Source organism: Neorhizobium sp. DAR64860/K0K1 (assembly GCF_050500205.1).
Taxonomy (GTDB): Bacteria; Pseudomonadota; Alphaproteobacteria; order Rhizobiales; family Rhizobiaceae; genus Neorhizobium; species Neorhizobium soli.
In genome coordinates, this window is sequence record NZ_CP191458.1 from 73,260 (window position 1) to 95,896 (window position 22,637).

Consider the following 22,637-nt stretch of genomic DNA (forward strand, 5'->3'; position numbering starts at 1 on the left):
GGTGTCGTTCGTCCTTGCAACCAACGCAGTGTGTGAAAACTGACGCACGATCGGATTTGGCTTGACCTAGCTCCGCGCTCTGATGCGATCTCGACGAAGACTTACGTTCGGCACGGATCTCTCTTAAATAGTGCGTCGATCTGAGGTGCGTTTTGAGAAAACAATTGCCAGAGGAGCACGGCCAGAACGAACATCACATTCCAGGCAATCACCACGTCCGAGAGGAAGTGGCCTCCGAACATCACTCGGTTGAATGAGAAGGCTGCCGCGACAATGCCGACCGCTGCGAGATAAGTTGTCCGGTGTCTGGGGGTGACGAACACGACAAGTGTGAGCAGCGCAAAGGCGCTTGCGGCCTCTCCCGAGATAAAGGAACAATTCCTGACGCATTGGTCGGTGAGCTGCCACGGAGGGGTAAAGATCGCACTGCCGCCGAATTCGTCGAGTGCTCTTGGACGCGCCCTCCCGACCAGCATCTTGATGACTTGAACGCCCAGCCCCGGACCTGCTGCAAAGAACGTCAGCACGAATAACAACTTATGCGGTGCGGCTGAGTATTTCGGGTTCCTGAGGAAAGGACTTGCAAGCAAAAGCACGATTGCAAACCCGATCACGACCCAAGGCAGAAGCCTGTTGAGGTCACGAAACGCAATGAGGAAACTGTATTCCTCGAAAGCGAAGCCCGCGATGGGATCCCAGAAATAACGACTGACGATCGGGTCGATTTCCGGCACAGTCGCAAAGATCAGCGATACAAAACCCAGAAGCATAAGCGCCTCTGGAAGCAAACGGTGTGCTTCGTCTTCAACGGTCTTCGGATTTGCTTTCTGAGCGTGGTTGAGATCAGTTACGTCCATGGGTGGTTCCTCTGTGAGGACCACGTTCTCTCGCCGGATTATCAAGATTTGACCGAGAACCGGAGAAGAGCATGTCAAAGTCAGAGAGTTTGACGATGATCTCATCGCTCGTGCTGGTCGTCGAGGACGACCAAGAGATTGCTTCCCTTATTGAAAAATATCTCGCAAGAGCCGGCTACAGGACGGTAAAGGCTTCGACAGGCCTTACGGCTCTCACCCATGTCCAGAGATTGCAGCCCGACCTGATCCTGCTCGATATCGGCCTGCCTGACATCGATGGCTTCGATCTTCTGGCGAGGGTCCGGGCAAATTCGAGCGTGCCGGTCATCTTCCTGTCGGCGATGGATGACAGTACCGACAAGTTGCTCGGCTTGAAGCTCGGCGCCGATGACTATGTCACCAAACCGTTCAACCCGCAGGAAGTAGTGGCGCGGGTGGGCGCTGTCCTCAAGCGCACCAGAGGCGTTGGCGCTCATGAGGTTGTCCGGCACGACGGGGTCGAGGTTCAGCTGGAGTCCCACATCGCGATTGCCTCGACGGACAAAGGCCGGGTCGAACTGCCGCTGACCGCAACGGAGTTTCGCCTTCTCGTTTGTTTCGTCCGGTCGCCGTTTAAGACCTTCGAAAGAGCATCCTTGCTGGACGCGTGCATGCCCGAAAGCGATGCGCTCGATCGAACCGTCGATACGCATATCGCCAACCTCAGGCGAAAGCTGGCGAGTTGCGGCCTGGACGGCTTTATCGTTGCCGTGCGCGGGATAGGCTATCGTTTCGCGAGGTCGACAGTTGTCTAGACCGGCTCTATCAACACTGACGGCGGCTCTGGTTTCCGTCATTCAACTGATGACCATCGCGCTCCTCTATATCCTGACCGACTGGTATATCGATCATGCCGAATTATCGGCACTGGACGCGCTGCCCCCCGATGCGAAACGTGCCTGGGTCAGCATCAACAATGGCGAGATCCCCGCACCGAGCGATCTCGCGGCACTCGCGCCGCTCTATCCGACACTGGAAGAGGCGACCGAGGCGTCCCCTGTCGAGGGTGTTTTAGGTTTCGGATTTCTGCTGATCGTGTTTACCAGCGGCATTGGCGTCGTCCTGGCCTACCGGCTCGTCGCGCCGCTCACCCGCCTGACGGCCGCAGCCGAAAAGATCCGGCAGGGCGATTTTCAGGTCACGGTCGAACCGGGCGCAACCAAGGAAGTCGAAACGCTTGCGATCACCATCAATCGCATGGCGAGCGAGTTGCTTGCATTGGAGACCCGCCTGAAATTCAACACGCGCGCGGTGGCCCACGAATTGCGCACACCACTGACGGTGCTGCAGGGCAATCTGCAAGGCATGACTGACGGCGTCATTCCCGTCAGCGAAGCCCAGTTGCGTGCGCTTTTGGCGCAGACACGGGGCATGTCGCGGCTGGTGGACCAGCTGAACACGCTCTCACTGGCAGGCACGATCGACTTTGTGACCGCGACCATGGCGACCGACCTGGCCTTGCATGCTTCGGAGACGGTGACCCTGTTCCAGATCTCCGCAGGCGGTGATGTCAATTTCCGAACCTACCTTGCGCCCGCACCGGCAATGATCGATCCGGACCGTTTCCGCCAGGCTATCCTCGCTCTTCTGGAAAACGCACGGCGATACGCGGGCAATTTCGGGCCGATCGATGTTCATACCGGGGTGGATGACACGGGGCGGTCGTTCATTTCTGTCCAGGACAAGGGTCCAGGACTACCAGACTATGCGCAGCACTCCTCTTTCGACATGTTCTGGAGAAGCGAGAGGCTCAGCGGTCGTGGCACAAGCGGTTCAGGGCTTGGTCTGACGATCGTCAAAGCGATTGCGGAAGGCCACAATGCCCGCTTGGAGGTCGGAAACAATCCTGACGGTGGCGCATACGCCAAGGTTACATTTGAGGTCGCGTAGACCTAAGCGATCCCGAGGACGCTCCAACTGAAATGGAGGCGAACAGCGCCGGCCTGTCGCACCGGGTAAGAATCTACCGCTCCTGACCGACAGCGGAAATGCCTCCGCCTTGCGCCTCAAATTCGGTCGTCAAGCACTGCATTGCTCAGTTCAGACTGTTGGCCTAGCTTCGTGGCGTCGTCACGTCGTCGGTGTGCGTCGTCCATCCTGTTGAACGCAGCTTCCGGGATGGGCCCGCTGTTCGCACAATCCCGTATTCGCTACTTCCCTGAAATAGGAGTGGAGCGTCGTCTGAAGCGCTCATAGCGCTCCATCAGGGACAAATTCCACGCAAGTGGCAATGACGAGGAGACGTTTCATGGCTGGAAGCGGCAAAGCAACGGGCGCTGTCCTGATCGGCCTGGCGCACGCCCATGCCGAAGCGCCACCGGTCGACGTGATCATCGTCGGAGGTGGGTCCGCCGGAGCGGTGCTTGCGACGCGCCTCAGCGCCGATCCTCATCGCACCATACTGTTGCTGGAAGCGGGGCCTGATTTCGCGCCGAGCGCCTATCCGCAGAGCCTGACCGATGCCGGCACTGTGGGGACTCCGGATTTCGATTGGCACTATCACAGCGACGACACGACAAAGCTCGGCCATGACATTCCATTGCCGCGGGGCAGGGTCGTCGGTGGCAGTTCCGCCGTCAATGGTACGGTCGCCATGCGGGCACGGCCGTCCGACTTCGCACGCTGGGCGGCGCGCGGGATCGAAGGTTGGTCCTGGAACGATGTGTCGGCCGCTTACAAGGCTTTGGAAAACACCCCGACCGGCGACGATACCCTGCATGGTCGATCCGGCCCCTTTCCGGTCCGGCAGCGAACCCTCGAGGAACTGACCGCGTCCTCTCGCGGCTTCGTTCACGCCGCGTGGGCCTTGGGTCTGGCTGACGTTTCGGATTTTAACAGCGCGGCTGCGGACGGGGCAGGGGCCTATCCGCTCAACGTCGTCGACGAGAGGAGGATGAATACCGGCATCGTCTATCTCACCGAGGAGGTTCGCGCCCGCCCGAACCTCACCATCCGCGGCGAGACAGAAGTGGATCACGTTGTCTTCAGCGGCAATCGGGCCACCGGCGTCCGGCTGGTGACGGGAGAGGTTTTGACCGGCGGCGAGATCATCCTGTCGGGCGGGGCGTTCGGAAGCCCGGCCATGCTGCTGCGCTCCGGCATCGGGCCTGCCGGCGATCTCCCCGCGCTGGAGATCCCTGTTCTGGCGGATCTGCCGGTCGGATCCCGTCTCCAGGACCATCCGTTCTTTTACAACGTCTACGCACTGAAGGCCTCCGACAGGGCCATGAGCCCCGCAGCCGGTGCGCTTGTCTGGACGGGCTCATCGTCCGCAACCGGCGGCGATCTCGACCTCCAGGTATCCGCGACCCACTTCATCGACCCGAAGGCGAGCCCGACGGGCGGCGCGATCATTCTCGCGGCTGCGGTGACGCTGCCAAAGTCGGTCGGCAGCTTCCGCCTGGCCTCGCGAGACCCGCGCGTTGCGCCGCGCATCCACTACAATTTCTTCAACGACCCGAGCGATCTCGACAGGATGTTGGAGGCGGTCAAGCTGTCCCGCGAAATCGGCAGAACCGCGCCTTTCGCGGGCATGGTCGATCACGAGATGGCCCCGGGGGACGGCGTGCACAGCGACGCGGACCTGCGCGCCAATATCATCGCCAACATCGCGGCTTACCAGCATCCGACCTCGACGGTTCCGATGGGGACAGACACCGACGAGACCGCCGTCGTCGATGCCTTCGGGCGCGTGCGCGGCACCGAGAACCTCCGCGTCGTCGACGCCTCCATCCTGCCAGACATCCCATCGGTTCCGACCAACGTCACCACCATCATGGTCGCCGAGCGGATCGCCGCGCGCATCCTCGCCTGATCGATCGGACCGAACGGTCAAGCCGACGGTCTCGCCCATCATCGCCCACATACGAAGGAGCATTCTCATGACATCTCTTAAAGGCAAGGTGGCGCTGATCACCGGTGCATCGCGCGGCATCGGCCGGGCGATCGGTGAACGGCTCGGCCGCGAGGGCGCAACGGTCGCGATCAATTATCGCAGCCGTCCGGAGGAAGCGGCGGAAGCGGTGCGGGCCGTCGAGGAGGCCGGCGGCGTGGCGCGTCCCTTCCAGGCCGATGTGGCCGATATGGCGGACATCCGGCGGCTGTTTGACGAGGTCGATACGGCCTTCGGCAGCCTCGACATCGTCGTTGCCAATGCCGGGCTGCCGTTCATTGGCGTGCCGGTCGTCGACGTCCGGGAAGAGGATTTTGACCGGATTTTTGGTCTCAATGCCAAGGGCTCGTTCTTCGTGCTCCAGGAGGCGGCCAAGCGGGTGCGGGACGGCGGAAGGATTATCGACATCTCGACCTCGACCACCGCGTTCACGGCACAGGGCATGGGCCTGCACGCGGCCTCGAAGGCCGGATCGAAGCTGATCGTCGAGGTTCTGGCGATAGAGCTGGGTCACCGCGGGATTACCGTAAACTCGGTCATGCCCGGCGCAACCAACACCGAGTTCATCAAGGATGCGCCGCAGGAAGAGCGTGACCGGATTGCGGCCGGGTCGCCACTCGGACGCCTTGGCGAACCCGACGAGATCGCCGATGTCGTCGCCTTCCTTGCTTCCGACCAGGCACGCTGGCTGACGGGGCAGCACGTTCTGGCCAACGGTGGAGCACGGGTATGAGCAAGAGCTATGTCGCCGTCTATACCGCGACCCTTGCCGCAAGCCCGGAACGGATCTGGTCCGTCGTTCGCGATTTCGCAGCGGTCGCCTCGTGGAACCCGATTGCCCGTGAAAGCCGTCAGGTCGCCGACGGAGAACGGGAGCTGGTCACGACCGACGGGACGACCGTCCGCGAGCTGCTGATAGCCAGTGATGACGGGGCGTATCATCTCACCTACCAGATGGTGACGTTTCCGATCCCGGTCAGCGAGCAGACGAACCAGATCCAGGTTCGTCCCGGCGAGAGCGCCGATGAAGCCAGCATCCGCTTCGAGGCGTCGTTCGTCCCGGTGGATGGGATCGATTCGGAGGTGGTGATGGGGATCAACCTCTCGGCGTTTGCTGCGGCATCTAGAGGGCTGGCCCATCATCTCGGGGTTGCGCTTGTCAGGGCGTCTCTCTAATGCTGGTCGTGGTCTCCTTGGAATCGGCCCATCAAAAACGGCCTTTGGCGGTCTTTGCGCCGATCTCGTAAAGGGACTGAACCCGTGCTCGACCTCAATGATTTCCGTACCTTCGTCCAGGTCGTCGACAGCGGCGGCCTGACAGCTGCAAGCCGCAGCACGGGCGTTGCGAAGTCGACACTCAGCCATCGGCTGCAGCAGCTTGAAGCCGCCCTCGGCGTCCGGCTGATCAATCGAACGTCACGGGTGCAGACGCTGACCGAAGCGGGCACTCTCTTCTATCGCCACGCGCTTGTCATGCTTCGAAACGCCGACATCGCGGAGAACGCGGTGCGCCAGAGGCTGGAGGAGCCGACGGGGGTCATCAAGTTCACGACGGCGATCGCCACCTCGATCTATGTCCTGCGGCAGATCATACCGCAGTTCGCGATCGACCACCCGAAAATCCAGCTCGTCCAGCACACGGGCGACGAGCAGACGGACATCATCGGCGGCGCTTTCGATCTCGCGATCCGGGCTCACGAGGGGCAGATGACCGATTCGGCCCTGGTGCAGCGGACGCTCTCTCCGGCGCCCTGGTTCATTTTCGCAGCACCGAGCTATCTCGAGCGTCGTGGCGAACCGAAGACACCGGACGACCTATCGGAGCATGACCTTCTAGCGATGCACCGTCCCGGGCAGGCAACGGTGTGGAAGCTCAGCCATCCCGTGATCGGCGACCGGGTGCTTTCCGTCCAGCCACGCATGGCGGGCAACGACCTGATCATGCTGAAGCAGGCTGCGGCAGACGGCATCGGGATCGCGGCGCTTCCCGGTTACATCTGCCGGGAAGACGTGGCTGAGGGCAGATTGCGAAGGGTCATGCCGGAATGGCTGGCCGGCAAGGCGGAGATTACTGCAGTCCTGCCGTTCCGGGATTACGTGCTGCCATCGGTGCGCGCGTTTCTCGACTATCTCATCATCGAGCTGCCGAAAGTGGTCAATCCGGATTCTGATCCCGTTTGATCCGCCTTTTCGTCAGCATTCTCATTTGGAGCCTTCATGTTTGAACCCAAGCCGCTGCACTTCGTGACCCTTCTCGGAAGCCTGCGTCATAAATCCTACAATGCTGCAATCGCTCGCTCCCTGCCGTCTCTCGCCCCCGAGGGCGTGACCATCACGGCACTCGGCTCGGTCGGCACGTTCCCGCTCTACGACGAGGATGTGCAGGCGGCAGGGTTCCCCGCGGAGGTGACGGCGATGGGTGAGGCGATCCGTCTCGCCGACGGCGTAATCATCGTCACGCCCGAGTACAACTACTCGGTCCCGGGTGGCATCAAGAACGCGCTGGACTGGCTTTCACGGCTGCCGAACCAGCCGTTTGCCGGCAAGCCGGTGGCCATCCAGACGGCGTCAGCCGGCATGCTCGGCGGCGCCCGGGCTCAGTACCATCTCCGACAGATCCTCGTTTATCTGGATGCCGCCGTTCTCAACAAGCCGGAGGTCATGATCGGGCATGTCGCGGCCAAGGTGCACAGCGAAACGCTGGAACTGACCGATGCCGAAACCCGTCACTTCCTGGAAAAACAGGTTTCGGCCTTCGCGCACTTTGCGCAAAGGTACCGAGTCTCAGGCTGAACGCCGCCTGCAACGCGTGCGGATAACCGACGGACCAGGCGCCTTTTGGCTCAGTAGGTCGGAACCCGCATTTTCGTCGCCTTGTCCTCCGGCGGATACGGAAAGGCCGCCTCGGCAACCGTCGCTTTGAGAAACGACCTTTTGCTCAGGCCGAGAGGCGTGGCTTCACCTCGCGGCCGAGCATTTCGATCGACCGCAGCATCGCCGGCTGGTCGCTTGCCGCGGAGCTCATCTGGAACGTCAGCCGGTCGATGCCGCCGAGGTCCTCGGACGTCTGCCGGATCTTTGCCGCCACCGTATCGGGATCACCGACGAGGAACGCGCCGCCGGGCCGAACCAGGTTGTCGAACTGCGCGCGCGTCGACGGTGCCCAGCCACGCTCGAGGCCGATCTTGGTGAACATCGCCTGCCAGCCGGGGAAGAAGCGATCCTCCGCCTCGCGGTCCGTCTCGGCCACGAAGCCGAGCGCATGAATGCCGACGCGCAGTGCTTCGGGCGCGTGCCCGGCGCGTGCTCCGGCCTCCCGGTAGAGATTGACCAGCGATCGAAACCGCCGGAATTCCCCGCCGATAATCGCCACCATCAGCGGAAGACCAAGGATCCCGGCACGGGCGAAGGATTGCGGCGTGCCGCCAACCCCAAGCCATATGGGCATCTTCGGCTGGGCAGGACGTGGGTAGACACCCTGGCCGTCAAGTGGCGCACGAAACCGGCCGGACCATGTCACATTGGTCTCGTCGCGCAGGGCGAGCAGCAGTTCCAGCTTTTCCTCCGACAGGGCATCGTAGTCGTTGAGGTCGAGACCGAACAGCGGATAGGCCTCGATCGAGGATCCCCGACCGACGACGATTTCAGCCCGTCCCCGCGAGATGAGGTCCAGCGTCGCGAACTCCTGGAAGACGCGGACGGGGTCTGCGGCGCCAAGCACCGTTACCGCGCTGGTCAGCCGGATCGACTTCGTCCGCGCGGCGGCGGCGGCAAGGATGACGGCCGGTGCGCTGTCGAGATAGTCGCTGCGGTGGTGCTCACCAATGCCGAACACGTCGAGGCCAGACGTATCGGCCATCTCGATCTCGTCGAGCAGGAAACCCATGCGATCCATGTCGCTGACACCCTTGACGGTTGCCGCAAAACTGTCAATTCCGATTTCCAAAACCATAGTTCCTTCATTTGCAGTCGATCGCCGGTGATGCGCTCGTTTTAAGTCATGGGCTCCGGCATCAGAAGGGACATCAGCAGGACGCTAAGTCCAGCGCGTTGGACAGAGGTAAACGACGCAAGCGCCATGTCAGAGGGATTTCGCGGCTGTCGCCGATAGCTCTTCCAGATCGAGGTCCCGCTCCAGGTCATGCAGCGTTTCGTCACTGATCTGGTGGGCGCGATGAAGGCGCACGAGTTCGGCCCGGCCGGCCCTTACCGCCTCGAGGACGAGGTCGTAGTGGGCCGTGATCTCGTCTACGAAAGTGTCTTCATCGTCCGCGTTCTGGAATGCCTGGTCGGCTCGCCGCTGGAAGCCCTCGAGCAATCGCGGATGGGCAAGCGTTCCGTCGTCGGTATAGGCCTGCGACCGGACGGCGACGAGCTGGGCTGCTGCGACCGCCGCTTCCGCCTGTGCAAGGCTCAATGCCGGGCGCACGCCCCGATCAGACAGGTTCGCCGCGCGGATAACCAGCCCCAGCGTCGTCCCCTGGAGGAGAACAGTGACGAGAATGGCGGCGAAGGCTGCGACCAGCATGAGGTCGCGACCTGGCATGGTTTCGGGGACGGTCAGGGCAACAGCGAGGGTGACCACGCCACGCATGCCCGCCCAACTCATCACCGTCGCGGCCCTCGGGCCGAGCGGGTCGTCGATGGGAAATCCGAGCCGGTTGAGCAGCGCCAGAACGGCGTCGCAGCCGAAGATCCAGACGAAGCGCGCCAGCGTCATCGCGACGATCACGCCCACGACCGGAACCGCCATGGTGGCAAGGACAGTCTCGAATCCCCCGACGCGCTCCAGCACGCCGCGCAGCGAAAGACCGATGAGGATGAAGATCATGGCCTCCATCAGGAACACCATGACGTGCCAGAAGGCGCCGGCGCGGATGCGAACGCTCGCGGTAAAGACGACGTGCTGGTACCAGCCGAAAACCAGGCCCGCAGTGACTGTGGAGATGACGCCCGAGACGTGGATCGCTTCGCCAGCCAGATAGGCGGCCCAGCCGAGGATCAGGGAGGCGAGGATCATCAGGGTCTCGTCGCCCAGCCGCCGGAGGAGGAAGGTCCAGGCCCCACCCACGACGGCGCCGACTACGACGCCGCCAATCGCCAGGAAGCCGAACTCGAGGCTCGCATCCACGGCATCAAAACTCCCCGTCAAGGCTGCCGCGACAGCGAAGCGGAAAAGCACCAAGCCGCTGGCGTCGTTCAGGAGGCTTTCACCCTCGAGAAGCGTTGTCAGCCGGCGGGGAAGCTTAACGCGCTGCAGAACCGCCCGTGCCGAGACGGCATCCGGTGGCGAAACAATGGCGCCAAGGGCGAAACAGGCGGCCCAGGGCAGCGCCGGGACCAGCCAGTGGACAACAAGTCCCACCACCAGGGTGGTGAAGACGACCGCGCCGATGGCCAGCGACAGAATGCCGGCGCTGTGGCGGCGGAAGGCGGCAAGCGCGGTATAATAGGCCCCGTCCATCAGGAGCGGCGGCAGGAAAAGCACGAGAACCAGCTCGGGATCCAGCTCGATCACCGGCAGTCCGGGAAGGAAGGCCAGGGCCCCGCCGCCGACGAGAAGGGCGACAGATGGCGGAAGCTTGGCGCGTTCGGCAAACCAGTGCAGGGCGAGGATCGCGAGAAGCAGGGTGAAAACCAGTTCGAACGTTTCGGCCGGATGCATCTCTCTCTCCCCAAGGTGCCAATCTCTCTGATGGCGGCATACCTCCAGAGTATAGGGCCAGTCGCCCAAAATTTACGGTGTCTAACAGATCAATGGATGTGCATTGCTGCTCCTGCACCCTTAGGTATTCGAACAGCTGCTTAAGGCAGTTACTCTGAGCATTTGCGACATAGCAAGAACGGCCGCCTGATCCCAACGCTGCTGATGAACCGACCATGTGGTTCGTCGCGGGCATGCAGACCAAAAGATAGGATGGGTCGCGATAGCGGGCCACACCTGATCAAGTTCGCTGCGCCTCAGTCGGGTTGGATGCCGGCTGACGGCCTGATCGATGCGCCATCAGCCTTTGGTTGTGCAGTCGAGGGATCAGCGGGCGATGAAGCCGCCGTTGATGAAGAGGGTCTGCGCGGTGACCCAACTGCCGCCCGGGCTGACCAGGAACTCGATCAGCGGGGTGATCTCGTCGATTTCGCCGAGCCGGTTCTGCGGGCTCATGCCGGAGAGGAAGGCCTTGGATTCCGCGCTTTCCACCGGGTAGAAGAAGGAGGTGTTGAGCGGGCCGGGTGCTACGGTGTTGACGGTGATGCCTCGGTGGCCGATCTCCTTGGCAAGCGCGCGCGTGAAGTGTTCGAGCGGCGCCTTGGAGCCCGCATAGATCGCGTATAGCCCGGTCGTTGCCGCCTGCAGCGTCGTGCCGATGTTGATGATACGGCCGTTGTCGGCGATCCTTTTTGCGGCTTCCTGCATGCAGAAGAACGCCGCCTTGCTGTTGATTGCGAAGCTCTGGTCGAAGTCGGCCTCGGTGATCTCGACAAATGGCTTCTTGACCACCTTGCCGACCGTGTTCACCACGATGTCGAGCTGGCCGAACGACTTGTCGACCGCGTCGAACAATCTCGCGACATCGGCGACCTGGGTCAGGTCGGCGCTGAACAGGAGGGGTTCGGCACCGTGATGCTTGATCTCGGCGGCAGTTTCTTCCGCTTCGCCGCGGGAGGCCTCGCCGTGATAGTGGACGGCCACGCCGCGGCAGCCGTTGCGCGCCAGCATGACGGCATAGGCCCGACCCTGGTTGCGCGTTGCACCCATCACCACTGCAACCTGGCCGTCGTTATTTTTGATCATGTCGCTGGTCGTCATTGTCTTTCTCCTTGTTGATGATCAAGGAATAGGCGACATGGAGGGGGTGCGGCTTTCAGGATACGCGCATCGTTGTTAGTAAATCCGCACGCTGGACGGGAAACAGCCATGTCAGATGCCATTCCGCCCGAAGCACCGCATGTCGCCACTGCCGACACGCCGGTGCCGAACTGGGGTCGGCTCGTCCGGTCCGATTTCGGGACGGCGGCGTGGAACCGGCGGAACGCAGGCGAGATCAGCCAGTCGATCCCCCATCATCTCGTGCTCTTGTCGTTCAAGCCCTTCAGCAACCGCGAGTCACGCCTTGGCGGGACGCGGATCCGCACCGCCTCGGCTGCGAGCGGATGCTGTGAAATCGTTCCGGCAGGCGCAGACTACTGGGCGCGCTGGCATGAGCCCAAGGAAGTGGCGGCATTCTCGCTGTCGCAGCCATGGCTTGACGGTCTCGCCCAGTCCGACCTCGACCTGCCGGCCGCAACCGTCGTCGCGGATGCCTTGCCGGTCGTCGACCGCCGCGTCGGACTGCTGGGCGGCATGCTGCGTGAAGAGCTGCGTTCAGGCACGCATGGCACGATGGCCGGCCTCGAGCTTGATTCGCTCCTCAACCTGCTTGGCATCCACCTCATCCGGCAATATGGCGTAGCCCGGCCCCAGAAGGATCTGGGTGGGCTGTCTGACCGGCAGTTCCGGCAGGTGCGCGATCACATGCAGGCGCATATGACACTCGGTGTCAGGCTCGAGGACCTGGCCTCGCTGGTCGGGCTTTCGTCGAGCCAGCTGCTTCGCTCGTTCAGGCGTCGAACGGGAACGAGCCCGCACCAGTACTTCACCCGACTTCGCCTCGACGAGGCCCGTGCACTGATCGTCAACGGACCGCTGCCCCTGGCAGAGATCGCACTTACCTGCGGCTTCTCCAGCCAAAGCCACCTGACGGCCATCATGCGCCGGGAAGACGGCCTCACCCCCGGCGCGCTGCGGGTGTGATGAGGTCCGGATTATTGAGGTTTCCGACGGTCTCATGCTTTTCAATTCAGCCGGTGAACGGCCGAAGTTCGCGGCGCAGGTTCTAACGATCTCGGGCAAGCCAGCGGGACGATCGTGTTGATCGGCTCCAGCGCGGGCGACATCGGGACCAAAGGATATGGCGTTTACGGAGCCACAACGACTGATGTGCGCTCCTTCACCCGCACCTGGGCCAACGGGTTTGCTCCGAAAGGCATCCGTGTCAACGTCGTAAGCTGTGGCCCAAACGATACGGCCTTGATGGCCGCAGCCCCGCAAGAGGTCCGGGATGAGCTTCTCCGGTATGATCCCGCTAGGGCGCATGGGCCGGCCAGACGACGCTGCCCATGCCGTCCTACCGGGAGCGTGGATCAAGCGCGTCGCGCAGACCGTCGCCGAGCAGGTTGAACGACAGTACGGTCATGAAGATTGCCATGCCCGGCCATAGCGCCATCCAGGGAGCGTTGCTCATAAACCGTTGGGCGGAATTCAGCATGGAGCCCCAGGATGGTGCCGGCGGCTGCAAGCCGAGGCCGAGGAAGGACATGCTGGCTTCGGCGATAATCGCGGATGCGATCGTCAGGGTCGCCTGTACCATCAACTGGGGAAGAATATTCGGCAGGATATGGCGAACCGCGATCCGCCAACGTGGATTGCCCACGGCACTTGCCGCTTCGATATACTCTTCGGCCCGGATCGAAAGAACCTGACCCCGGGTCAGTCGGATAAAGAGCGGCATGGCGGTGATGCCGATTGCGAGCATCGCATTCGTCAGGCTTGGACCGAGAAAAGCGGCCAGCGCGATTGCAAGGATCAGGAACGGACAGGCGAGCATGGCATCCGTAAACCGGCTGATAAAGCCATCGACCACGCCGCCGAGAAAACCTGCCGCAAGCCCGAGGGGCACGCCGATTGCCATCGCGATCCCGACCGATGTAAGGCCTGCCAGCAACGAAGCGCGGGTGCCCCAGATGATGCGGGAAAGTATGTCGCGGCCAGCTTCGTCCGTGCCGAACAGATGCGCCATTGACGGTGCCTTGCGAACCGCCGTCCAGCTCTGGGATGCCGGATCGTAGGGTGCAAGCAGGGGGGCAAGAATGGCGACGGCCACCACGAACAGCACCACGAAAAGGCCGACGAGCGCACTCTTGCGCTTCGACAGGCGTCGCCACAGGCGACCATGGAAAAAGTTCGTGACGGGGCTGATCTTGGGGGAGACAGCAGGTTTGGTCGTTGCGATCGTTGGCACGGTCAGCCTCTCAGTCTCGGGTTAACAAGGATATACCCGATGTCGGCCAGCAGGTTGAGGGTGATGTAGAACAGCGAGGTGACAAGCACCACGCCTTGGACCACAGGATAATCGCGCGTGAAGACCGCATCGACGATCAGCTTCCCGAAGCCGGGGATCGTAAAGATCTGTTCCGTCAGCACGGCGCCGGATAGCAGGGCGCCGAACTCCAGCGCACCGAGCGTGATGATAGGCGTCAGCGCGTTACGCATTGCGTGCTTAAATACGACGACCCACTCGCTTAGACCTTTGGCCCGGGCGGTGCGGACATAGTCGCTTTCCAGCGCTTGCAGCATGGCGCCGCGGGTATGGCGCATGATGACGCCGGCAATCCCGGTGCCCAGAACGAAGGCGGGCATGATCGTCGTCATCAGGTTCATCTTCAGGTCTTCCCACGGGCTGACGAAGCCGGAGGCAGGAAGCCAGCCAAGGTACACCGAGAAGAACATGATCAGCATGATGCCAAGCCAGAAATTCGGCAGCGAGATGCCGGCCAGCGAGACGACATTGGTGGCGTAATCGACCGGAGTGTTCTGGCGCAGCGCCGAAATTACACCTCCGGTAATGCCAAACACCAAAGCAAGGACAATTCCCATCACGGCGAGCTGCAGTGTCACGGGCAGCTTCAAAAGGATAAGTTCGAGAACCGGGCGATTGTGGCGCATGGATTGCCCAAGGTCGCCGGTCAGGACGCCCTTCACCCAGTAGAGATATTGCACGAGCAAGGGCTGATCGAGATGATACTGGGCGCGGATTGCGGCTAGCGTCGCTTCGTCCGGACTTTCACCCGCAAGTACAAGCGCCGGGTCACCAGGAAGCAGATGCTGGAGCGAGAAGATGATCAGCGACAGCAAGACGATGGTCGGAATGAGCTGCAGCAGACGACGTGCAAGAAGCGAGGTCAAGGAATTAGCCTCCGGTCACGGTTGAGGAGGGCGTGGGCGTCATCCGGGCTGCCGCCATCGCTTCGAAGGCCGCAAACAGCTTTTCCAGCTTCGGATCGCGAGGTTCGCGGGTGATCTCGGCCGTATCGAGTTCGGGTAGCTCTCGCCAGAACGCACAGGCATTCGCATGGCCGCTTGCCTCAACATCGAGCGCCATGCTGACCGCCGTGCATTCGGGTCGCGCGTGGGGACATCGCGTATGCAGCCTGCAACCTTGCGGAGGCGACATCGGGCTTGGCAGATCGCCATGCAGGCGCGCTTCCTTCGAACGCTGCTGGCTGGGCGGGGCGGCGACCGGAATGGCAGACAGCAACGCCCTGGTATAGGGATGGCGCGGGGTCGCGAAGATTTCGTCCGACGTCCCGATCTCGACGATCTTGCCGAGATACATGACCGCAACGCGGTCGGCGATGTGTTTCACGACGCTCAGATCGTGCGAAATGAAGATGAACGCCAGACCCAATCGGTTCTGCAGGCTCTTCAGAAGGTTCAGGACCTGCGCCTGGATCGACACGTCGAGGGCAGACACGGCCTCGTCGCAGATGATTGCCTTCGGTTCGGAGGCAAGCGCACGCGCAATCACCACGCGCTGACGCTGGCCGCCGGAGAATTCATGCGGATATCGGCTGGCCTGCTCTGGACGAAGGCCGACCATTTCGAGCAGTTCCGCAACGCGTCGAGCGCGCTCGTTTGGCGGCACGATATCGTGCAGCATCAGCGGTTCGCCGATTGTCTGGGCAATCGTCATGCGCGGATTGAGCGAAGCGTAAGGGTCCTGGAAGATCAACTGCACATGCCGGCGCTGACGGCGCATCGCCGCATGGCTGATGTTGGTGATATCCTGACCATCGATCAGGACCTGACCGTCGGTCGGCTGGATGAGGCGCATCAACAACCGGCCGAGCGTCGACTTCCCGCAACCGGATTCGCCGACGATTGCCAGCGTCTCGCCGGGCATCAGGGACAACGACACGTCGTCGACAGCGCCGACGGACGCCAAGGGCCGGCCGAAGACGCTGCGTTTGACGACGAAATTCTTGCCAAGGTGACGCGCCTCGATGATCGGCGTCTTGGCTTTCAAGAGGGCTTCACTCATGGGACGAGGTCCTGCAATGGCGCACGCCAGCAGCGGCTGAGGTGACCTGGGGATATTTCCATCAGGGTGGGCATCTCGGCGCATTTGTCGATGCTGAACGGACATCGCGCCCGAAACCGGCAGCCGGACGGTGGGTTGGCCATGTCCGGGACCGTGCCGGTGATGGCGACAAGCTGTTCTCGCTTCTCGTCCAGGCGCGGCAACGAACCGAGAAGACCAACGGTGTAAGGATGCTGCGGAAAGGTGAAGAGGTCTTCGACCGAGCATTGCTCGACAACCTGACCCGCATACATGACGATCACGTCGTCGCAGGATTCCGCGACAACGCCAAGATCATGGGTGATGAGAACGATGGCCGTTCCGGTCTTCTGCCGCAGTTCCCCCATCAGTTCGAGGACCTGAGCCTGGATCGTCACGTCCAGGGCCGTCGTCGGCTCGTCGGCGATCAACAGTTCCGGCTCGCAGGCAAGCGCCATGGCAATCATCACGCGCTGGCGCATGCCACCGGAGAGATTGTGCGGATACTGGCGGTAACGCGTTTCCGGTGATGGGATACGCACAAGCTTCAGCATGGCGATGCCGCGTTCTGTCGCCTCTTTCTTCGAAATCTGTCGGTGACGCAGGATGACTTCGTTGATTTGCTCGCCGACCGTATAGGACGGATTGAGAGAGGTCATAGGCTCTTGGAAGATCATTCCCATCCGGTTGCCGCGCAGGCTGCGCATACCGCTCGTCGTTTCCTCGAGCAACTCGCGACCGGCGAAATTGATGCTGCCAGACACGCGTGCTGTGTGTTCGGGGAGGAGGCGCATGACGGCCAGGGAGGTCACGCTCTTGCCGCTGCCGGACTCGCCGACGATCGCGAGCGTGCGCCCTTTTCGAACGTCAAAACTAACGCCGTCGACGGCAGTGACGGTACGCGTGTCGTCTTCAAAGACGACACGCAGATCATCGACCCGCAGCACCAGGGCCGCGTGGTCGTCAGCCCGATCCGATCGGGCTGACTTGTCTTGGATGAGATCAGGTGAGGTGCTCATTACAGCCTTAAGCCATCAATTCTTCCGGCTCACACCACTCAGGCGGATGATGCCATCCGGAGCGGGCGCAAGGCCGGTGATGTTGGAATTGTGCGCGAAGATCCACTGCGAATGATACATGTAGACGATCGGAAGGTCCTTCTGGAGGATCGCGATTGCCTTGCTGTATTCTGCCTTGCGGGTCTCGACGTCTCCCGATGCGCGGGCTTTTGCCAGGATCGCGTCGAGTTCCTCGTTGCAGTAATGCGCGTCATTGGTCGGAGCACCGCAAGACAGCATCGGCGTGATGTTGAGGTCTGGATCGACCCGTCCGCTCCATCCGACGAGATGCGACTGGAACTTGCCCTGGCGAGCAACGTCGAGCAGGGTCATCAGCTCTGTCGGCTTGATCGAGACGTTAATTCCGACTTCGGCAACCATCGCCTGGATGAGCTGGGCAACCTGCTGACGTTCGGCATCGGTGGGCACCAGAAGTTCAAGATCGACGGATTCGACGCCGGCTTCCTGCATCTTCTTCTTGGCAGCGTCCAGATCCCGCTCCGGAAGCGGGAAATTCTTATCGTAGTATTGGTTTGACGGCGGGAACGGCTGGTTGCCGATGCTCGCCTGACCGTCGAATACGACATCGCTGATGGCCTGGCGGTCGATTGCAAGGCTGAACGCCTCGCGGATTGCTGCCTTCTTGCCGGCATCGAGGTTAGCCCCCTCGCCACCAATGCTGAATGTCACGCCGTAATATCCAAGTCCGACGACCGGCTCCACGGCCAACGATGAATCCGCCTTCACGGCTTCGACTTCGGTCGCAGCGAGCCGTTCGATCACATCGAGCTGGCCGGAACGAAGGTTGAGCAGCCGCACGTTCGAGTCGGGCATGCCGCGATAAACGAGCCGATCGAAGTGGTATTTGTCGGCGTTGTAGTATTTTGGGAATTTCGCAAGGACAATGCGGTCCTGGATCACGCGTTCGGCGAAGGTGTAGGGGCCTGAACAGACCGGAGCATCGGTGAACTTCTCACCGAGCTTTTCAGCTGCAGTCGGGCTAACGATCATGCCCGCGCGGTCGCTGAGCGCTGCCAGCAGTGGTACCGATGGCTGTTTCAGGTTGATCTGGACGGTTGTCGGATCGACTACGTCGACGGTGCTGATGGAGCTGATTTCAGGTTTGCGGCGCGAGAACTTAGCATTGAGAGCCCGCTCGAGATTGTACTTGATTGCGGCAGCGTCGACCTTGGTTCCGTCGTGAAAGACGGCATCGTCGCGCAGTTTTAGCGTCAGCGTCTTGCTGTCGTCACCCCATTTCCAGCTGGCAGCCAGCATCGGGATGATCTCACCCTTCTCATCGATATCGACGATCTTGTCACACAGCGACTGAAGAACGTGGCGACCAACGAAGCTCCAGTTGGTTGCGGGGTCGAGCGTATCCGGATCGTCCTGAAGGCCGATATTGAGCGTCGATTGTGCGGCCGCTGGGGCAGCTGTCGCTTGAATGCCTGCGAGCGCCAGTGTGGCGGCCAGTGCGAGATAGTGTGGTTTCATCGCTATTCCCTCTCTTATTCGAAAAGTCTCATTCATCGGGCAACGGCGTAGCCCTGTACGCCCCGCGGATTGGCGCCGGCCTTTACGAGTTGAACGTCACCGTCCATTTCGCGGGCAACTGCCGACAGACGCCCTTCCGACCATGCGTCGCCCACTGTGATCTTGTGTCCGCGTGCTGCCAGATCCTCGCAGACCGTGTTGGAGAAGCGCGATTCAAGCGTCACCGCACCGAGGCTGATTTCTCGCGGCCAGAAGGAGCTCGGCAGGTGATCGGTATGGAATGACGGAGCATCGATCGCCTCCTGCAGGTTCATTCCCTTGTGCAAGTGGCGCAGCAGCATGATCAACTGCCACTGGTCCTGCTGATCTCCGCCCGGAGTTCCCAACGCCATGTAGGGCTTGCCATCGCGGAAGACGGTGGTGGGCGTTAAGGTCGTGCGGGGTCTTGTCGATGGCATCAGCGACGAGTTGAGACCCTCCTCCAACCAGAACATCTGGCCGCGGGTCGTGAGGCTGAAGCCGAGACCTGGAATGACGGGGCTTGATTGGAACCACCCGCCGGACGGCGTGGCAGAAACCATGTTGCCCCATCGGTCGATCGTGCTGACTTGCACGGTATCGCCGCGCTGAGCACCCTCGCGGGTCAGCGCCGGTTCGCCCTGCCGGTCGTTGGCCAACGGCTGCTCGCGCGCGACCGTCGGCTCGCCGCCGCCAAGCCCGGGCTGCATAATTGTACCCACAGCGCGCAGGGGCGGCAGGTTGGGGTTGCGACCGTCAGGCGAGCCTGGACGCACCTCAAGAGATGCAGAGCGACCAATCAGAGCGCGACGGATGTCGGCGTAATCTGCAGACAGGAGTGTCGCCATCGGTACGTCGACGCTATCGCCGTACCAGGCCTCGCGATCAGCCATGGCAAGCTTCGCGGTTTCAACAACGAGATGCACGAACTCTGAGCCCATCGGGTCAAGGTCCGCGATGTCGGTTCCCTTGAGGATCTGCAACATCTGCAAGAGGACCGGCCCTTGAGACCAAGGTCCGCATTTGAACACTTCACAATCGCCGTAAGTTACCGACACCGGCTTCTCGATCGATGGCGTATAGTCTGCCATATCCTGCGCTGTGATCAGGCCCTTGTGTCGTCGGCCTGAGACATCCCATACTTCCTGCGTTTCGCAGAACTGCTCGATCTGCTCGGCAATCGGTCCGCGATACCAGAAATCTAGTGCGGCATTGATCCGCGCCTCGCGGCTGCCGGCCGATTTCGTCTGATCGAGGATCAGTTGGTACATGTCGGCAATGTGCGGGTTGCGAAAGAGCTTGCCCGACTGGGGCAGGGCACCGCCTGGCAGATAGACGGCGGCCGATGTTGGCCAGTGCGTCTGAAACAGCTCCTGCATCGATGCGATCGTGTTTGCGATGCGCGGCACCAGCGGGTGACCAGTCCTTGCATAGTAGATCGCCGGGGCAAGAACTTCCTCGAGTTCAGCCTGTCCGTAGTCTCGCAAAAGCGTGAGCCATGCGCCAAAAGCGCCCGGGATACAGGCTGCGAGAAGCCCTGTCCCGGGAATGATGTCCAGACCAAGTTCCTTCAAATACTGAATGGTCGCCTTCGCAGGAGATGGGCCCTGACCCGAAATGACAACAGGAGCATCGGCGCCCGCTGGGGTGACGATAATGGGAACTTCGCCGCCGGGGCCGTTCAGGTGCGGCTCCACCACCTGCAGTACGAAACCAGCTGCCACGGCCGCATCGAACGCCGTGTGCCCTTTTTCGAGAATAGACATACCAACGGTCGAAGCCAGCCAGTGCGTCGACGAAACTGCCCCAAAGGTGCCGCGCAGTTCCGGTCGGGTGGTAAATGTCATTTGCTTCACTCACTCCTCGTGTGAAGGCGGCAGCGGAGACAGGACCATTGTCTATCTCCACGCAAATTGCCTCCAACGTCCCTTTGGGATACAATCCCGTCCTCTGTGGACACATTGTATATTATTCGGGCGCATGGCAAGTCAGTTGTGTAATTTACTTTCGTCGCGATAGGATGGTGTGTGACCTTGTGGGGAAGGAAACCTATGCTGGATGGACGGACGCCACTGAAAAAAGCTCGTAGCGATGTTATCGCCGACCAGCTGGAAGAAGCTGTGATCACAGGGGAAATTGCTGCTGGATCGCGGCTCGACGAGAACTCTCTCGCGGTCCAGTTCCAGGTGTCTCGCACGCCCGTCCGTGAGGCTCTTCGCATCCTGTGCGGCCGGGGACTGGCCGAGCGGGAAGCATTCAAGGGCGTCATTGTCACCCAGATTTCCACGGAGCGCATCGACGAAATGTTCGAGGCCATGGCGGAACTGGAAGCGACATGCGGCAGGCTGTCGTCCCAGCGCATGACGATGCGCGAACGGGCTGAGCTGGAAGCCATGCATCGTGAGATGAACGGCCTCGCACAGGATGGAGACCACGTTGGCTACAACGCCGTTAACACGGAGTTTCACAGCCTGCTGTTTCAGGGTTGCCACAACAGGGATCTGATCAGTGCAGCGCAAACGCTGCGGTTGAAGCTTGCTCCCTTCCGGAAATATCAGCTGAAGGACGTGGGGCGTCTGAAACGATCGTGTGACGAGCATCAGCAAATCGTTGACGCGGTTCTCGAGCAGGATGCGAAAGCCGCCGAAAACGCACTGAGGCGGCATCTGGTCTCGGCCGCGCAAGAGGTTTTGGTCAGGCGTCAGCAGCAGAAGGTAAAGACCATCCAGGACAATGATCCGCTGGATAATAAGGAGGCTCATGATGACGCAGGATGATGAAAAACAGGCCATCCGCGACGTCATTGGCGTTATGCAACAAGCGTGGAATACCGGCAACTTTCATGGCTACATGGCTGGCTTTGCCAACCCGGATGTCGTCTTTGTTTCCCGCGGCCGCGTCCAGAAGGATTGGCAGGCGACGCTCGACCATTACATCAGCGATTATGGCGGGTCCGAGGGCTCGCAAGGTCAGCTGACCTTTTCCAATATCCGCATCGAAATCCTGTGCGACGACGCAGCCCAGCTCATCAGCAACTACCAGCTGATCCGCCCAGCGGGAAATCAGACGGGAGTGAACACGCGGCTGATGCGCAAGCGCGAAGGAAGGTGGCTGATCGCCCTCAACCACGTTTCGCAGATCGAGATGTAATATATGGCGTATGCTTGTTCGCTCAGTCGACTTGTTGTCGCGACCGATCTGACATCAAGGGATAACAGGCAAGCTTTGCTCTTGCCGACTGGGTTGCTGATCGTCAGGCGCGCGCCCATGGTAGCCGTCGGATCTAAACCTATGCAGCGGGATGGCTGATGCGCGTTTTTCTTGTTCGCCACGGCGAATCCCTCGGTAACCTCGACGAACGGGCTTACAGCCAGTTTGGAGATCACAACGTACCGCTGACGCAGTGGGGACATCGCCAGGCCGCCGAAGCCGGGGCTGTGATCGCGGCCTATATGTCCGGCCTGACCGGGCGGGGGGTGCAAACGCTGCGCGTATGGTACTCACCGTTCCTGCGGACACGGCAAAGCAAGGACGCGCTCCTTGAAGCCTTGCCTGTCGAACGCATTGGCAAGGTGCGCGAGGACTATCTGTTGCGGGAGCAGGATTTCGGCCTCTTTACTGAAATCTATGACCACGCCGAGCGGAAGCAAAAGTTTCCCGACGAATTCGAGAAGTGGGCGAGACTGCGTAGCAACAGCGGTAAATTCTACGCCCGGCCGCCAGATGGTGAAAGCCGCGCCGATGTTGCACAGCGCATGCGGTTGTTCCTGCAGACGATCATGCACGAGGCCCGACACGGCCACGACAACGTGGTGATCGTCGGCCATGGTGTCACCAACCGAGCCTTCGAGATGAATTTTCTGCAGCATCCTGTCGACTGGTTCGAACGTTCGGACAATCCCGGGAATGCTGACATCACTCTGATCGAGGGAACGCGCGAAATGGGATACACCTCGACGCTGTTGCACCAGGCGACCGACCGTCAGCCTGGTCAGAACGATCTGCGACAGGCGTATGGCGCAGAGCTAACGATCAGGCCAGAGCCGGAGGCGTGAAATGCCTTGACCAAACTGGACCTCGTTTTTGCCGGCGATAGATATCAAGCTGAGTATGGGTATCCCGA

Annotated in this window: 22 protein-coding genes; 12 read left to right on the forward strand and 10 right to left on the reverse strand. The window is 61.3% G+C overall.

Annotated elements, in window-relative coordinates:
- Nucleotides 1–101 precede the first annotated feature (101 nt).
- Nucleotides 102–857, reverse strand: coding sequence for a phosphatase PAP2 family protein (locus ACQY1J_RS00345; RefSeq protein WP_430249666.1), 756 nt, complete (start codon nucleotides 855–857; stop codon nucleotides 102–104).
- Nucleotides 858–952: 95 nt separating this feature from the next.
- Between ACQY1J_RS00345 and ACQY1J_RS00350 the strand changes: the two genes are divergently transcribed.
- The 7 genes from ACQY1J_RS00350 to ACQY1J_RS00380 all read left to right on the forward strand — a co-directional run bounded on the left by ACQY1J_RS00350 (nucleotide 953) and on the right by ACQY1J_RS00380 (nucleotide 7,581).
- A complete protein-coding gene (locus ACQY1J_RS00350; RefSeq protein ID WP_430249978.1) occupies nucleotides 953–1,651 on the forward strand; it encodes a response regulator transcription factor in 699 nt (232 codons plus the stop codon).
- Entirely contained in the window at nucleotides 1,644–2,786 is a 1,143-nt protein-coding gene (locus tag ACQY1J_RS00355) for an ATP-binding protein (protein WP_430249667.1), read from the forward strand. Before ACQY1J_RS00350 ends, ACQY1J_RS00355 begins: the two co-directional genes overlap by 8 nt.
- Nucleotides 2,787–3,144: 358 nt before the next feature.
- Nucleotides 3,145–4,710 carry a GMC family oxidoreductase gene (locus ACQY1J_RS00360; protein WP_430249668.1) on the forward strand — a complete coding sequence of 522 codons (1,566 nt, stop codon included), beginning with the start codon at nucleotides 3,145–3,147 and terminating at the stop codon, nucleotides 4,708–4,710.
- Between the two features lie 67 nt (nucleotides 4,711–4,777).
- Nucleotides 4,778–5,521, forward strand: a complete 744-nt coding sequence (locus ACQY1J_RS00365) for an SDR family oxidoreductase (protein WP_430249669.1) — start codon at nucleotides 4,778–4,780, stop codon at nucleotides 5,519–5,521.
- Nucleotides 5,518–5,964 carry an SRPBCC family protein gene (locus ACQY1J_RS00370; RefSeq protein ID WP_430249670.1) on the forward strand — a complete coding sequence of 149 codons (447 nt, stop codon included), beginning with the start codon at nucleotides 5,518–5,520 and terminating at the stop codon, nucleotides 5,962–5,964. The genes ACQY1J_RS00365 and ACQY1J_RS00370 overlap by 4 nt, the downstream gene beginning before the upstream one ends.
- 84 nt (nucleotides 5,965–6,048) lie before the next feature.
- On the forward strand, nucleotides 6,049–6,969 hold the full coding sequence (locus ACQY1J_RS00375; RefSeq protein WP_430249671.1) for a LysR substrate-binding domain-containing protein: 921 nt from the start codon (nucleotides 6,049–6,051) through the stop codon (nucleotides 6,967–6,969).
- Nucleotides 6,970–7,005: 36 nt separating this feature from the next.
- A complete protein-coding gene (locus tag ACQY1J_RS00380) occupies nucleotides 7,006–7,581 on the forward strand; it encodes an NADPH-dependent FMN reductase (protein ID WP_062460060.1) in 576 nt (191 codons plus the stop codon).
- Between the two features lie 145 nt (nucleotides 7,582–7,726).
- Here ACQY1J_RS00380 and ACQY1J_RS00385 read toward each other — a convergent pair whose 3' ends face one another.
- The 3 genes from ACQY1J_RS00385 to ACQY1J_RS00395 all read right to left on the reverse strand — a co-directional run bounded on the left by ACQY1J_RS00385 (nucleotide 7,727) and on the right by ACQY1J_RS00395 (nucleotide 11,593).
- Complete coding sequence (locus ACQY1J_RS00385) at nucleotides 7,727–8,734, reverse strand: Atu2307/SP_0267 family LLM class monooxygenase (protein WP_430249672.1); 1,008 nt, start codon at nucleotides 8,732–8,734, stop codon at nucleotides 7,727–7,729.
- Nucleotides 8,735–8,869: 135 nt separating this feature from the next.
- Nucleotides 8,870–10,453: a Na+/H+ antiporter gene (locus ACQY1J_RS00390; protein WP_113111349.1), complete on the reverse strand. Its 1,584-nt coding sequence runs from the start codon at nucleotides 10,451–10,453 to the stop codon at nucleotides 8,870–8,872.
- Nucleotides 10,454–10,819: 366 nt separating this feature from the next.
- Nucleotides 10,820–11,593, reverse strand: a complete 774-nt coding sequence (locus tag ACQY1J_RS00395; RefSeq protein WP_210184922.1) for an SDR family oxidoreductase — start codon at nucleotides 11,591–11,593, stop codon at nucleotides 10,820–10,822.
- A gap of 108 nt (nucleotides 11,594–11,701) precedes the next feature.
- Here ACQY1J_RS00395 and ACQY1J_RS00400 point away from each other — a divergent pair, with 108 nt between their 5' ends.
- Both ACQY1J_RS00400 and ACQY1J_RS00405 read left to right on the forward strand, forming a co-directional pair.
- Nucleotides 11,702–12,577 carry a helix-turn-helix domain-containing protein gene (locus ACQY1J_RS00400; protein ID WP_430245410.1) on the forward strand — a complete coding sequence of 292 codons (876 nt, stop codon included), beginning with the start codon at nucleotides 11,702–11,704 and terminating at the stop codon, nucleotides 12,575–12,577.
- Between the two features lie 114 nt (nucleotides 12,578–12,691).
- Nucleotides 12,692–13,003, forward strand: coding sequence for an SDR family oxidoreductase (locus tag ACQY1J_RS00405; protein ID WP_244508853.1), 312 nt, complete (start codon nucleotides 12,692–12,694; stop codon nucleotides 13,001–13,003).
- Here ACQY1J_RS00405 and ACQY1J_RS00410 read toward each other — a convergent pair.
- Genes ACQY1J_RS00410 through ACQY1J_RS00435 form a run of 6 tightly spaced genes read right to left on the reverse strand, consistent with a single transcriptional unit; the run spans nucleotide 12,951 to nucleotide 20,361 of the window.
- A complete protein-coding gene (locus ACQY1J_RS00410; RefSeq protein ID WP_325265080.1) occupies nucleotides 12,951–13,802 on the reverse strand; it encodes an ABC transporter permease in 852 nt (283 codons plus the stop codon). The genes ACQY1J_RS00405 and ACQY1J_RS00410 overlap by 53 nt on opposite strands.
- A 44-nt stretch (nucleotides 13,803–13,846) precedes the next feature.
- Nucleotides 13,847–14,788, reverse strand: coding sequence for an ABC transporter permease (locus ACQY1J_RS00415; protein WP_062459249.1), 942 nt, complete (start codon nucleotides 14,786–14,788; stop codon nucleotides 13,847–13,849).
- Nucleotides 14,789–14,792: 4 nt separating this feature from the next.
- Nucleotides 14,793–15,923, reverse strand: coding sequence for an ABC transporter ATP-binding protein (locus ACQY1J_RS00420; RefSeq protein ID WP_062459251.1), 1,131 nt, complete (start codon nucleotides 15,921–15,923; stop codon nucleotides 14,793–14,795).
- Complete coding sequence (locus ACQY1J_RS00425) at nucleotides 15,920–16,960, reverse strand: ABC transporter ATP-binding protein (protein WP_113166351.1); 1,041 nt, start codon at nucleotides 16,958–16,960, stop codon at nucleotides 15,920–15,922. The genes ACQY1J_RS00420 and ACQY1J_RS00425 overlap by 4 nt, the downstream gene beginning before the upstream one ends.
- 15 nt (nucleotides 16,961–16,975) lie before the next feature.
- The gene (locus ACQY1J_RS00430; RefSeq protein WP_430249674.1) at nucleotides 16,976–18,496 is read right to left on the reverse strand and encodes an ABC transporter substrate-binding protein; all 1,521 of its coding nucleotides are present in this window, start codon (nucleotides 18,494–18,496) and stop codon (nucleotides 16,976–16,978) included.
- A gap of 32 nt (nucleotides 18,497–18,528) precedes the next feature.
- The gene (locus tag ACQY1J_RS00435) at nucleotides 18,529–20,361 is read right to left on the reverse strand and encodes a gamma-glutamyltransferase family protein (protein ID WP_430249676.1); all 1,833 of its coding nucleotides are present in this window, start codon (nucleotides 20,359–20,361) and stop codon (nucleotides 18,529–18,531) included.
- A gap of 180 nt (nucleotides 20,362–20,541) precedes the next feature.
- Here ACQY1J_RS00435 and ACQY1J_RS00440 point away from each other — a divergent pair, with 180 nt between their 5' ends.
- The 3 genes from ACQY1J_RS00440 to ACQY1J_RS00450 all read left to right on the forward strand — a co-directional run bounded on the left by ACQY1J_RS00440 (nucleotide 20,542) and on the right by ACQY1J_RS00450 (nucleotide 22,569).
- Nucleotides 20,542–21,291, forward strand: coding sequence for a GntR family transcriptional regulator (locus tag ACQY1J_RS00440; RefSeq protein WP_244473975.1), 750 nt, complete (start codon nucleotides 20,542–20,544; stop codon nucleotides 21,289–21,291).
- The gene (locus ACQY1J_RS00445; RefSeq protein WP_430249677.1) at nucleotides 21,278–21,664 is read left to right on the forward strand and encodes an SgcJ/EcaC family oxidoreductase; all 387 of its coding nucleotides are present in this window, start codon (nucleotides 21,278–21,280) and stop codon (nucleotides 21,662–21,664) included. The genes ACQY1J_RS00440 and ACQY1J_RS00445 overlap by 14 nt, the downstream gene beginning before the upstream one ends.
- A gap of 158 nt (nucleotides 21,665–21,822) precedes the next feature.
- Nucleotides 21,823–22,569, forward strand: coding sequence for a histidine phosphatase family protein (locus ACQY1J_RS00450; protein WP_092663313.1), 747 nt, complete (start codon nucleotides 21,823–21,825; stop codon nucleotides 22,567–22,569).
- Nucleotides 22,570–22,637: the final 68 nt, after the last annotated feature.